The 13,398-nt window shown below is 34.1% G+C and carries 12 protein-coding genes and 1 tRNA gene; 11 read left to right on the top strand and 2 right to left on the bottom strand.

Going from position 1 to position 13,398, the window contains the following annotated elements:
- Positions 1 to 48: 48 nt before the first annotated feature.
- The 5 genes from porK (at position 49) to ES676_RS01695 (ending at position 5,816) form a co-directional block, all read left to right on the top strand.
- Positions 49 to 1,413 carry a T9SS ring complex lipoprotein PorK/GldK gene (porK, locus tag ES676_RS01715; protein ID WP_148368316.1) on the top strand — a complete coding sequence of 455 codons (1,365 nt, stop codon included), beginning with the start codon at positions 49 to 51 and terminating at the stop codon, positions 1,411 to 1,413.
- Positions 1,414 to 1,484: 71 nt separating this feature from the next.
- Positions 1,485 to 2,123, top strand: coding sequence for a type IX secretion system motor protein PorL/GldL (gene porL / locus ES676_RS01710; RefSeq protein ID WP_148368315.1), 639 nt, complete (start codon positions 1,485 to 1,487; stop codon positions 2,121 to 2,123).
- Positions 2,124 to 2,169: 46 nt separating this feature from the next.
- Positions 2,170 to 3,735 (top strand): type IX secretion system motor protein PorM/GldM, encoded by a 1,566-nt coding sequence (porM, locus tag ES676_RS01705; RefSeq protein WP_148368314.1) that lies wholly within the window; start codon positions 2,170 to 2,172, stop codon positions 3,733 to 3,735.
- A gap of 42 nt (positions 3,736 to 3,777) precedes the next feature.
- Positions 3,778 to 4,677: a type IX secretion system ring subunit PorN/GldN gene (gene porN / locus ES676_RS01700; protein ID WP_148368313.1), complete on the top strand. Its 900-nt coding sequence runs from the start codon at positions 3,778 to 3,780 to the stop codon at positions 4,675 to 4,677.
- A gap of 95 nt (positions 4,678 to 4,772) precedes the next feature.
- On the top strand, positions 4,773 to 5,816 hold the full coding sequence (locus ES676_RS01695) for an NAD(P)/FAD-dependent oxidoreductase (protein ID WP_148368312.1): 1,044 nt from the start codon (positions 4,773 to 4,775) through the stop codon (positions 5,814 to 5,816).
- On the opposite strand, the gene ES676_RS01690 is transcribed toward ES676_RS01695, so the two are convergent.
- On the bottom strand, positions 5,806 to 6,198 hold the full coding sequence (locus ES676_RS01690) for a DUF983 domain-containing protein (protein WP_148368539.1): 393 nt from the start codon (positions 6,196 to 6,198) through the stop codon (positions 5,806 to 5,808). The genes ES676_RS01695 and ES676_RS01690 overlap by 11 nt on opposite strands.
- Before the next feature lie 210 nt (positions 6,199 to 6,408).
- On the opposite strand from ES676_RS01690, the gene ES676_RS01685 reads away from it, so the two are divergent.
- From ES676_RS01685 to ES676_RS01660, 6 genes are all read left to right on the top strand, one after another.
- Complete coding sequence (locus ES676_RS01685; RefSeq protein ID WP_148368311.1) at positions 6,409 to 8,316, top strand: ABC-F family ATP-binding cassette domain-containing protein; 1,908 nt, start codon at positions 6,409 to 6,411, stop codon at positions 8,314 to 8,316.
- A 161-nt stretch (positions 8,317 to 8,477) separates the two neighbouring features.
- On the top strand, positions 8,478 to 9,296 hold the full coding sequence (locus ES676_RS01680; protein WP_148368310.1) for a leucine-rich repeat domain-containing protein: 819 nt from the start codon (positions 8,478 to 8,480) through the stop codon (positions 9,294 to 9,296).
- A 74-nt stretch (positions 9,297 to 9,370) separates the two neighbouring features.
- The gene (locus tag ES676_RS01675; protein ID WP_148368309.1) at positions 9,371 to 9,553 is read left to right on the top strand and encodes a CPXCG motif-containing cysteine-rich protein; all 183 of its coding nucleotides are present in this window, start codon (positions 9,371 to 9,373) and stop codon (positions 9,551 to 9,553) included.
- A gap of 60 nt (positions 9,554 to 9,613) precedes the next feature.
- Positions 9,614 to 9,686 (top strand) — tRNA-Met (locus tag ES676_RS01670).
- Between the two features lie 54 nt (positions 9,687 to 9,740).
- The gene (locus ES676_RS01665; protein WP_148368308.1) at positions 9,741 to 11,054 is read left to right on the top strand and encodes a tyrosine-type recombinase/integrase; all 1,314 of its coding nucleotides are present in this window, start codon (positions 9,741 to 9,743) and stop codon (positions 11,052 to 11,054) included.
- 16 nt (positions 11,055 to 11,070) lie between these two features.
- Positions 11,071 to 11,772, top strand: a complete 702-nt coding sequence (locus ES676_RS01660; RefSeq protein WP_148368307.1) for a hypothetical protein — start codon at positions 11,071 to 11,073, stop codon at positions 11,770 to 11,772.
- Between the two features lie 404 nt (positions 11,773 to 12,176).
- Here the strand turns inward: ES676_RS01660 and ES676_RS01655 are convergent, their stop codons facing one another.
- A complete protein-coding gene (locus tag ES676_RS01655; RefSeq protein WP_148368306.1) occupies positions 12,177 to 12,941 on the bottom strand; it encodes an SOS response-associated peptidase in 765 nt (254 codons plus the stop codon).
- Between the last annotated feature and the right edge of the window lie 457 nt (positions 12,942 to 13,398).

Here is a 13,398-nt window from a genome sequence, read left to right as displayed (position 1 = left end):
CTTGAAAAAAATAAGAGCAATTAATTAACCTTATAGGTATCAATAAATATGAAGAAATTTCTACTAATAACGGCAGTTTTGACACTTTTAGCAAGTTGTGGTTCTAAAGACAAGGGTCAGCTAGTTGGTGTAAAAGGAAAAAAATGGCATCCAGAAAAACCTTATGGTATGACATTGGTACCAGGTGGTGCATTTATTATGGGTAAGGCCGATGATGATTTGGCTGGTATTCAGGATGCTCCGGCAAAAACAGTTACAGTAAGAGCTTTTTACATGGACGAAACGGAAATCACGAATAGTGAGTACCGCCAGTTTGTAGAATGGGTTCGCGACTCGACAATTAGAACAAAGTTGGCTATTTTGGCTGATGAGGTTGGTGAAACAGACCCAACAAGCCCAGGAATTGGCCAGTTTGCTTTTAAAGGCGCTAATGAAGAGGATATGAGTGTCTACGAAAAGTATATGTTCGATAACTATAGCGGTTTGGGAGAAACAGGTTACGAAGGCAAAAAATTAAACAAAGACATTGATTTGGTTTTTGACACCGCCGAATATCCAGATGAGTTTTATGCTGAAGTTATGGATACAATGTACCTTCCTATAGAAGAGTCTTATAACGGACAAAGAACGTGGGATGTAACGAAGTTTAAGTTTCAGTACACGTATATGGATATTCAAAAAGCGGCTAAAAACAGAAACTTACGACGTAAAGACGTTATAATGAAAGAAGAAGTAGCTATCTATCCAGATACAACAGCTTGGATTAGAGATTTTGCTTACTCTTATAACGAACCAATGCACAATGATTATTTCTGGCACGATGCTTACAGTGAGTATCCAGTAGTAGGAATAACTTGGAAACAGGCCAAAGCATTTTGCCAATGGAGAACCTTAAAGCATAACTCATATAGAAAGGAGAAAAAGAAAGCTTTTGTAAACTCTTATCGTTTGCCATCTGAGGCAGAGTGGGAGTATGCAGCAAGAGGTGGTTTGCAAGCAGCAACATTTCCTTGGGGTGGGCCGTATGCCAAAAACGATAGAGGTTGTTTTATGGCTAACTTTAAACCATTACGCGGTGATTACGCAGCAGATCAAGCATTATATACTGTAGAAGCAGATGCCTACGAGCCAAACGATTTTAACCTTTATAATATGGCTGGTAACGTTTCAGAATGGGTAAATGCATCTTACGATCCAGGATCTTACGAATTTGTATCTACTATTAACCCAAGTGTCAACGATAAAAATAACCAACGTAAAGTGGTTAGAGGTGGTTCTTGGAAAGATGTGGCCTACTTTTTACAAGTAAGTTCAAGAGATTATGAATATGCAGACTCATCAAGAAGTTATATTGGTTTCAGAACCGTTCAAGATTATATGGGAACTGAAGTTACAGCTAACTCTAGACGATAATTTAAAATACCTACTTAACTATTAATAACTTAACTTAACTTAACTACTAAAAATTAAAACACTTAGAAATTATGGCACAAAAAGGAAAACTTTCAACAATGAACATGGTCTACGGGCTTGGAGCTGCAATTGTAATTCTTGGAGCATTATTTAAAATCCAACACTGGCCTTATGGATCACTTATCTTAACAATAGGTATGGTTGTTGAAGCTATCGTATTTACGCTTTCAGCTTTCGAAAAGCAATCAGGAGATTTAGATTGGTCTAAAGTGTATCCAGAATTAGCTGGAGGAGAAGGATCTTTAAAGAAACAATCAAAAAATGAAGACCCTAAAGAAGCAGACGGACTTTTATCTAAAAAATTAGATAACTTATTAAAAGAAGCTAAAATTGATGGTGAATTAATGGCGAGTTTAGGAAACAGCATTAAAAACTTTGAAGGCGCTGCAAAAGGAATTGCTCCAACAGTAGATTCTATGGCATCAACTAAAAAATACGGTGAGCAAATGTCATTAGCTGCAGCTCAATTAGAATCTTTAAACAGTCTTTATAAAGTACAAATGGATAGCGCAAGCCGCCAAGCTTCTATTAATGAAGAAACTGTAGAAAATGCTTCTAAATTAAAAGAGCAAATGCAATCGTTAGCATCAAACCTTTCATCTTTAAATGGTGTTTATGGTGGTATGTTATCTGCAATGAATAAAAACTAATTAGTAATTAGTACACTTAATTATTAACAAAACAAACTAATTAGACATGGCAGGAGGAAAACAGTCCGCAAGACAGAAAATGATTAACTTGATGTATTTGGTATTTATCGCAATGATAGCAATGAATATGTCAAAAGAAGTATTATCGGCATTTGGTTTAATGGAAGCAAAGTTTGTAGAGTCTAACGAGGCTACTACAGAAAAAAACAGCGCACTATTAGAGAATTTAGAAACTAAAGCAGAAGAGAAACCAGAAGATTTTGCAGTACCGGCAACTAAAGCAAAACAAGTAAGTATTGTTTCAGATAAATTTTTCAGATATATTGGAGGATTAAAGCAGGACTTAATAAAAGCGGGAGATTATGAAATAGATCCTAAAACCGGTCAATTACCTTTCGAATCTATGGATAAAACAGATATCCTAGATGAAAAATGGTTTACAGGAGATCGTTTAACAAAAGAGGGTGAAGCCGTAATTGCAGAGATCGAAAAGTATAAAAAAGAGATCTTAGCTATTTTAGGTACAGATGTGAAATACAAAAAAGCGATAGAAAGCTTTAACAGACGTTTTAGTATTGAACCAGAAAAAAACGCTGATGGTAAACAAATTGAATGGTTAGATCACCATTACAAAGGGTACCCAGCAATTGCTTCTTACACGAAACTAACAGCAATGCAAAATGATGTTAAAGTAACCGAAGCAAATATGTTTAACCTTTTCTTAGGTAACACATTAGATGCCGCAGTATCTCTTAATAAATACCAAGCTATTGTATTGGCTGATAAATCTGCATTTTTTGCAGGTGAAAAATTTTCAGGGAGAGTAGTAATAGGAAAGTACGCTAACGTAACACCTTCTAAACTAGTTGTTCAAGGTAGTGAGGTAGACATTGCGAACGCAATAGACTCTACGGGAGCTGCTAAACTAGACTTTAATGTTGGTAATGTTGGTTCTCATGAAATTGAAGGTAAATTTACTTTCTTAGAAGATGGTAAGCCTTTAGAAATTCCTATTAAAGCAAATTACGTGGTAGTTCCACGTCCAAACTCTGCAACTATTTCTGCAGATAAAATGAATGTTGTATACCGTGGTGTTGCTAACCCAATGACGATTTCTTTCGCCGGTGTTCCAGATAATAAAGTATCTGCGAGTGGATCAGGTTTAAAGAAATCATCTAAGGCTGGAGCTTATACAATGGTTCCAACTTCAGGAAGAGAGGTTACTATTAATGTAAGCGCAACTCTTGATGATGGTTCTAAAGCGTCAGATAAGAAAACCTTTAGAATTAAAGATATCCCAACACCTTCTGGTCAGTTAGCTGGAAAGTCTGGATCTTTCAAATTACCTAGAAACAACGTTGAAATTGGTACAATTGGAGCAGTCTTAGAAGACTTTGATTTCGATTTACCTTTAACAGTGACTGGATTTAAAATGAAAGTACCTGGGCAACCAAGTGTAACGGTTTCAGGAAACAAACTTAGCGGTCAAGCAAAAGCGGCGTTAAGAAAAGCAAAAAGAGGAGCTGATATTCAGATTTTTGAAATTAGATCACGATCTAATGGTCCAAAAATAAAACCAGCAGCACCAATTATTATAGAGTTATCTAACTAATCAAGCAACTTTGTAATTAAAAACAATTAAATTATTTTTAGAATGAATTATAAATCTTTATTAACAGTTATTTTGGGTATGTGTTTGTCTTCAGGAGCTTTTGCTCAGGCTAACATATTAAATGCCAAAGATCCAGATGAAATTGGAGTAAGAACTGAAGAACAAAAAGCGCTAGATAACGACAAGCCGTTAGATTACGGGTACGTTGACGATAGAGATATTATGTTCGCTAAAATGACTTGGGAAAAAGTAGTACTAGACGAACGTGTAAATTTTCCGTTATATTACCCTGTAGATACCAATAATATTGGTAGCAACAGAAGATCACTTTACGATGTTTTAATAAAGGCAATTGCCCAAGGGAAAATTGAAAAAGTATATAACGATTCTTATTTCACCGGTTTACGTACGCAAAAAGAACTTAAAGACATTACGACTAAAGTGGATACGCTAGAAATAGGGTACGACCAGTTTAATGCCGATGGTTATGTAGATCCTGAGTATATTACAACTCGTAAAATTTCTTCTTTTGATGTGAGTGCTTACTTAATAAAAGGGCTTTGGTATTTCGATAAACGTCAAGGAGAATTAAAGTATAGGCTTTTAGGTATTGCTCCGGCAGCACCAGATGTTAACTTTATTGACTCTAACGATGAATCGAATAAATTACCAAATCCATTATTTTGGGTTTTCTTTCCCGATGCTAGAAATGTTTTACACGAAGCAAAATCGTTTAATACAAAAAATAGTGCCGTACCGTTTTCTTTCGATCATATCTTAAACGCTAGACGTTTTAGTGGAGTGATTTATAAAGAAGAAAATGTATATGGAGATAGAACAATAGACGAGTACGTTGCAGAGAATGCTTTAATGCAGTTATTAGAGTCTAAAAGAATAAAAGAGAAAATTAGAAATTTTGAATTAGATATGTGGTCCTACTAATTTAATAATTATAGTTAATAAAAACGCTCACTTTTTTAAGTGAGCGTTTTTTGTTTTAAGACACTTTCGTCATTTTATATTATATCTTCGCGGTTATGAATGTAGATTATATTATTGTAGGGTGCGGTCTTGCTGGTATTTCCTTTTGCGAGCAATTAATTGCGAATAACAAATCGTTTGTAGTGATGAATAATCATTCTCAGCAAGCCTCTTTGGTTGCTGGTGGGGTTTACAATCCAGTCGTTTTAAAACGCTTTAGCGTAGTCTGGAAATCGGTTGAGCAATTAGCTGTTGCTTTACCAATGTATAAAGCGATAGAAAAGCGGTTGGATATAAAACTAGACTATAAAATTCCTGTTTACCGACGGTTTACCTCTCTCGAGGAACAAAATGATTGGTACGCGGCTTCAGATCAATTAGAGTTGTCTCGATTTATGTCTACAACGCTTCAAAAAAATACTAACGCTTCAGTAAATGCCGACTTTGGTTTTGGTGAAGTTCTTGAAACAGGTCGCATTGACACCAATGTTCTTATTGATAGTTATACTCAGGATTTAAAAGCGAATGCCCAATTACTTGAAGAAACGTTCGATTTTGAAGGGCTTACTATAAACACTTCAGCAGTTAGCTATAAAAATATTACCGCTAAACATATTGTATTTGCTGAAGGTTACGGGGTTGTAAATAACATATTTTTTCCTAGAGTGTCTTTAAAAGAAGCTAAAGGCGAATTATTAACTATCCACGCTCCAGCACTTAAAATAGATTACATTTTAAAAGCGAGTGTTTTTATTATTCCAAAAGGGAACGATTTATATACGGTAGGTTCTACGTATAATTGGACGGATAAAACCAATGCAGTTACTGAAACTGCAAAGGAGCAGCTTTTAAGCAAGCTAAAGCCCTTAATTAATTGTCCGTTTAAAGTAGTAGAACAATCGGCGGGTATACGTCCAACAGTTAGCAATAGGCGTCCAATAATAGGAAGTCATCCCGAATATAAAAATGTTCACATTATAAACGGATTAGGAACACGTGGGGTTTTGATTGGTCCTTATGTCGCAGAAAAGTTATACGACGCGATAGAAAATAAGGGAGCGATTGCTCAAGAAATTGACTATCTCCGATTTATTTCTTAGCGTTTTTATCTAAAATTTTATCATAACTCATAAAAATATTTATCCATATATTTCTAGATAATCGCATAATTATTGGCATAAAGCCAATGAGCGTTACTACAATTGCGACAAAAGCAGTGGTTAAAGAACTTCCTATAAAAAGGTAACTAATAACAAATGCAGCAACAGAGAATGCAATACCTAAACCATAACTAACATACATAGAACCTATAAAAAACGAGGGTTCTATTTTATATCTTGTATTACAATGGCTGCATCTATCGTGCATCTCAAAAATATCATTTAACTTATAGGGATTGGTGTTTTTGTACATAGACTCGTTATGACACTTCGGACAAACGCCTTTAAATATTCCGTATAATTTAGATCCTTTTTTAAACATAATATTTATGTACTTTTGCATTTTTATAAACTAAACGCGATTTAATTCGAAAGTTAGAATAAAGTGTTTTTTTTAGTCAAAGAATTCTTCAATTAAGGAGTCAATCTTTCGGGAAAAACATATTTTAATTATAGCTTGAAGTAAGCTCACGTTTAAAACACAAACTTAAGTTTTATTAATCTAAAACTTGGTAACAATAGTTGCAAATTTATGCTAAACATACATAACTTATCGATATCATTTCAAGGGGTCTACCTCTTTGAAGACATTACATTTAAACTCGGTAATGGTGATAGAGTGGGGCTCATAGGAAAAAATGGGGCAGGAAAATCTACAATGCTTAAAATATTGTCTAAAGACATGGAACCCGATACCGGGCAAATAGCTTCGGATAAAGAACTTAAAATAGGTTTCTTAAGACAAGACATCGATTTTGTGTTAGGGCGTACTGTTTTAGAAGAGGCTCACCAAGCCTTCGTAGAGATTAAGGAATTGGAGGCTAAAATGGAGCACATTAATACCCAATTGGCCGAGCGTACCGATTACGAAAGTGACGTGTACCACGATTTTATGGTGGAACTTAATGAGGTACAGCACCAATATGAGATAATCGGAGGTTATAATTATCAAGGGGAAACCGAAAAAATTCTTCAAGGATTAGGATTTCAAAGAGAAGATTTCGATAAACTAACCGATACGTTCTCTGGAGGATGGAGAATGCGTATAGAATTAGCAAAGTTGTTACTTCAAAATAACGATGTATTACTTCTCGATGAGCCAACAAATCACTTAGATATCGAATCTATTATCTGGCTAGAAGGTTTTCTTAAAAACTATTTTGGTGCAGTAGCTATTGTATCGCACGATAAAATGTTTCTAGATAATGTTACGAATCGTACTATTGAAATTTCTTTAGGGCGTATTTACGATTATCCGAAACCATATACGCAATATTTAGTGTTGCGCGAAGAGTTAAGAACGCAACAATTGGCATCGCAAAAAAATCAGCAAAAGCAGATTGAGCAAACCGAAAAATTAATTGAAAAGTTTAGAGCCAAAGCAAGTAAAGCGACAATGGCGCAATCTTTAATAAAAAAGCTGGATAAAATAGATAGAATTGAGGTTGATGAAGATGATAATAGTGTAATGACCTTAAATTTTCCTGTTTCTATAACGCCAGGTAAAGTGGTTATTGAAGCTGATGATCTCTCTAAAAGATATGGTGAAAAGCAAGTACTCTCGGGAGTTGACTTATTGATAGAGCGCGATGTTAAAACCGCCTTTGTAGGGCAAAACGGACAGGGTAAATCGACATTGGCTAAAATCTTAGTGGGTGATATTGAGCACGGTGGCTATCTTAAATTGGGTCACAACGTTCAAATAGGGTATTTTGCACAAAATCAAGCAGAATATTTAGACGGTACCAAAACCGTTTTAGATACTATGATTGATGCGGCAAATGAAACCAACAGAAGTAAAGTACGCGATATTTTAGGTTCGTTTTTATTTCGCGGGGATGATGCAGAAAAATATGTAAGAGTATTATCTGGAGGGGAAAGAAACCGTTTGGCACTAGCAAAATTAATGCTGCAACCGTTTAATGTGCTTATTATGGATGAGCCTACTAACCACTTGGATATTAAATCTAAAAACGTACTAAAAGAGGCCTTAATAAAATTTGAAGGCACCCTAATTCTCGTCTCTCACGATAGAGATTTTCTACAAGGATTAACCTCAACACTTTACGAATTTAAGGATCAGAATATTAGAAAGTATTTAGGGGATATCGATTATTACCTAGAGCAACGTAAAGTTGAAAATTTACGAGAAGTGGAAAAGCGAACGGTTGTAAAAGAAACACCTAAAGAAACCAAAAAACAGAGTTACGGCGACCAAAAGAAACTAAAATCTCTTAATAATAAATTGAGTAATATTGAGTCTAAAGTAAATCAGTTAGAAAAAGATATCAAAGCAATCGACGTTGAATTAGCAACTAATTACGACGAGGTCGTTTCAGATCCTAAGTTTTTTGGTATTTACGAAGCTAAAAAAGAAAAACTGAAGACTTTAATGGAAGACTGGGAGAATGTTCAAGAAGAATTAGAGAAGTTATATTAGAAAGAGCGGCTATTTATCAGTGTTTACAGGTAGGTTAGAAGTTATTAGTAGCCTATTAAAAGCTATGTTTTTAATATTATTTGTGTCGTTCGTCGAAAAAACTTGTAGTTAGTCATATTTCAAAGTATATTTGATATATAATTAGTCTTAAATCTAACCTTATGAAAACTATTAAATTAACCTTGCTTTGTTTGTTGGTCTCTGCCTTTGCAGTCGCAAACATCTCTTCATTAGAAAAAGAGGCATTATTAGCGATATATAGTTCTACACAGGGTGAGCAGTGGACAAATACTTGGGATATCTCTGAGCCAGTAACTACGTGGTACGGAGTGACTGTAGAAAATGATAAAGTTGTTGCTTTAGATTTACAATTGAATAATCTAACGGGGACATTACCTCAAGAAATAGGAAATCTCAAATATTTACAAAATCTAAATTTGGGTTTCAATAAAATCGCGGGAACAATTCCTGCTTCACTCGGGCTGTTAAGCAATCTAAATACATTGGAATTATTTTTAAATACGTTTGAGGGAACTATTCCTTCAGAGTTAGGAGATTTAAAAAACTTAAAGAAATTAGCGTTGTATAGTAATTCATTATCTGGTTCTATTCCGACGTCTTTAGGACTATTGAATAAACTTGAATCTTTAGAATTGGGAAGCAATTTTTTAACTGGAGATATTCCTGTTGAGTTAGGCCGACTAACACTACTCAAAAAGTTAAGTCTTATCGATAATAAATTACACGGGTATATTCCAACAGAACTTAGCGATTTAAAGCAGTTAGAAGAGCTAATCTTATCCGAAAATAAATTGGTAGGTCATTTACCAATTCAACTAAATAACTTATCAAAACTTAATACATTAATGATCAGCGATAATATGATGGCTCGTGAATATGTTAGTGTTATCGATAATAAGGTTGACGTTAAGAAAGCTATTTTAAATATAGAAGACACTTATGTTGTAGAGAGAGATTAACACTCTTTTACAAATTGCTATTATAATACAACAAGAGCCAGCTATTTAGTTGGCTCTTTTTTATGCTATAAATTATGTACGAATACTTATTTCAATGCCCATATTGTTGGGAAAATATCTCTATGCTACTTGATCCTAGCGAGTCTAAACAGACTTATGTAGAAGATTGCGAGGTGTGTTGTAACCCAATACAGTTATCTGTAATTTTTTTTGACGGTGAACTTATTGGTTTTGAAGCGGTTAATATAGAACAGTAAAATTTTATTAAAAATAGGCTTGTTATATCTAAAAAGGTTTGTATCTTTGCAGTCGAACAACGCGGGATAGAGCAGTAGGTAGCTCGTCGGGCTCATAACCCGAAGGTCACTGGTTCGAGTCCAGTTCCCGCTACTAAGTTTAATTATCTTATTAATAACGGTTTGGCTTCAGTCAAACCGTTATTTTATGCATAATATTTTTGACTATCTTTCGCAGGAACTACAAAATGAATACGAAAGTGAATACGATTTAAGTTTGAAAAAGAATTTTTCTACTCCAAAAATTTACTCTGGCAATGGAGACCTAAATAAACGTTGGTACGTCTATTTTTCTTATCGAGATCCAGATTCGGGAAAACTTAAACGACAAACTGCTATCTACGCAAATGCAAATAAATTCAAAACTAAGGAGGATAGACTTTCCGTATTAGTTACTTATCGAAAGTCATTACTAAAGCTTCTTAAAAAAGGGTATAGCCCATATTCTGACAACACATTAGTTTTTCAAGGTATTATTGATAAAGATAAAAAGTCTATGCCAATAAAAAAACTTGAAAATGTTGCTGAATTTAATATTCATAAAGCAGTTGTGGATGAAGAACCTGTAATGGGGTATAAAGAAGCTTTCGCTTTTGGCTTAAAGCAAAAAGAAAAACTTATAAATGATACTACCAGACGTAGCTTTGAAAACAGGTTGAAAAACTTTACTAAATGGGTTGAAGAAATCCATCCTAAAGTTAAGGGCATCGATGAAGTTAACAAAAAGTTGGTATCAGAGTTTTTAAGTGATGTTCTTGCAAGGACAAGTCCCCGAAATAGAAACAACTTTCGTGCAGACCTAAGTAGTATTGTGCAAGTTCTGTTTGATAATGATATTATTCATGCGAATTTTATCAAACAAATACCTGTTTTAAAAGCGATTCCGAAAAGGAACAAAACTTACACTCAAGAAAGACAAGAGGAGATTTTTACGTATTTAGAAAAAGAGGATACAAATCTCTTACTTTTCATAAAATTTATTTCCTATAATTTTTTACGTCCTATTGAAGTTTGTAGGCTTAAAGTAGGGGATATTGATTTAAAAAATAAAACGATAAAGTTTCAAGCCAAGAATAGCCCTTTAAAAACTAAAATAATTCCTGATTTATTGATTCAGGAATTACCAGATTTATCCAAGATGAATAAAGAACTTTCTCTTTTTACTCCAGATGAGATAGGAGGGGAGTGGGATACCGCTCTTGAAAACAAACGAGATTATTACTCCAAGCGATTTAAGCGTGTTGTAAAGGATTATTTTGGGTTAGACAAGGATTACGGTCTTTATAGTTTTAGGCACACTTATATCACTAAATTATACAGGTACTTAGTGAAGCAGTCTTCACCATTTGAAGCTAAGAGTAAATTAATGCTTATAACTGGACATTCTTCTATGTCAGCATTAGAAAAATATTTACGAGACATAGACGCTGAATTGCCAGAAGATTACTCACATATGTTATAGAATAAATTAAAATTAAATGAAGGAATCATTCAATCAGATATATATTGATATGACTAAGCGGTTGTATGTTCCTATGGTATTTTATATTCCATGGAGAGTTTGGAATCAATTCAAAAATGAAAAATGGGAAGATAGTTCGTATAATAATCTTTTTGATAAGGTTGTAATCATAAAGCCAGATGGTTCAAATGCTTTATTGAATAATGAACAGTCTAGCCATCATATCATGATTAAAAAGGAGCGTTTGGATTTAAATACATTCAAACTCCTTGAACTACAAAATGATTTAGATGCGAAGCAATTCGATTTTATCTTGAATAAGTATATCACGCAATTAGATTTCATAAAGCGAATATCTATGTGGATGTTTGAAAACGTTCAAAAGGATATAGAGGATCTAAAACAAGAAACAAGTTTATCATTTCAGATACAGCAAAAAGCAATTATAGAACATTGGGCGTATGTTCAAGAAAACTTCATAGGTATTACTCAAATTGATGAAACAACCAATGAGATTATATTGAATAAAAAGGATTTTAAATCCTTTAAAGAACTTATGAATCCATCTGGCGTATTTCCGAGTGTTACTCAAACTAAATCGAAAACCAAAGAAGAAGCCGAGAAACCAAAGAAGCTCAAAAAAGAAAAGAAGATACTTGTAACTGAAGAAGAAGCTACTATCTTTCTTTTAAATACCGTTTTTAACATTAAACGTTAGTTACTTTCAATCTAATATTAAATTCATCATACATGACTATAGCTTTAGACATATTTGATTACTGAAGCAGTAGAGATTAAAAATTAATAGATACTAGCAATGACGTAAGCTATTTTGGTGATTACTTATTTTTAATGTTTTCCTTCATTAAATTTAATAGTTTTTGAAAAGCATTTCAAAGATTGATTTTAGGTTACATTCATAACCAATTTGGTTATGAATGTAACCTAAAGCAACGGTGGAGCAACGGTGGAGCAACGGTGGAGCAACGGTGGAGCAACGGTGGAGCAACGGTGGAGCAACGGTGGAGCAACGGTGGAGCAACGGTTGAGCAACGGTGGAGCTATTCTTCCGAAAACGCAATAATCATATAAATTAACTATAAACGTTTATAGTTATTAACGTTAAAATTCTAATTCTTCATAAATGAATTCGTTGGAGATTTCAGGGATATTACCAATGTAATCTTTGCCACGTAATTTTCTAACCGTGTGTGCTTTCAATTCTTCTTCTGGGGAGCTTTGTATTAATTCTTGAATTTTCTGTTTATCTAATTCATCGTCAATTGTATTTAGCCAATTATCTTCTAGCGCAGGAGGTAGAATCAATGGCATTCGTGGGCCTTTTATTTTCGGGTTATTGTGGATCTTAGCTAACATTGAATTCCCAACTGTTGTTACAATTGAAAAGGTATTCATTCTGCCATTCGTTTCAGGGTTAATCCATTCACTCCATAGTCCAGCTAAGGCTATAGGGTTTTCGTCTTTACGTTGAATAAAGAATGGGTAAGTTTTATTATTAAAATGATGATGTTCATAAAACCCGTCCACATAAATTAAGCATCTATTATTTTTTGCTGCTTGTCTAAAAGATGGTTTTTCGAAAATCGTTTCACCACGAGCATTTAAAGTATTATTCCAAAACTTTTTCATTTGGACTTCATCTTTTACCCAATGAGGAACTAGTCCCCAAGTTGCAACAGTAGGGAAATCGGGTGAGTCATCAGTATATATTAACAATTCGGGATGGCTAAATCCAGAAATGTGGTGTGATGGTAAATCAGTTAAAGGAATTAAGTTTTCTAATATTTCTTCAACTGCGGCTAGGTCGCCTTTTCGTTTAGCTCGATATAGTTGAGCTTTATAACTTGCTTTAATATCGTAGCACATATTGTCTTAAATAATGAGTTAGTCTAGATTTTTAATTTGAAAGGTTCGCTGTAACGTCTAATTACTTTGTCATTTTTGTACATAATGTTTAAAATTATGTAGCCTTTATTCAGGACGGGTCAAAATTGGTTACAACGTGTTCGTGTATGGTTGTGTTGCGCGTTTAAGTAACTAATTTAGTAAAAGGAAACGAAACAGAGGAAAATCCGAAGGATTTTCCAAGTAATCACTGAACTAGCAATGCATTATACACGTCTTAAGTTAGCATTTCAATAAAAACACTAAATTAAGACATATAAATAAGAAGGAACAAAAGGGAGGAATAAGGTTATTATACACGCGGAGACTATGATCTCGTCAACATTGAAAACCCCCTCTCTTTTTCTACACAGATTTCGTACAGTTCTATGAGGCTTTTAGACCTCGATTTCAAGTCGTTGAAACTCGCGTAGTCGTC

This window comes from Bizionia saleffrena, from assembly GCF_008086175.1.
In the GTDB taxonomy this organism is placed as follows: domain Bacteria; phylum Bacteroidota; class Bacteroidia; order Flavobacteriales; family Flavobacteriaceae; genus Bizionia; species Bizionia saleffrena.
Note: the sequence above shows the minus strand (reverse complement) of the source record. Positions and strands in the feature narration are given on the sequence as shown.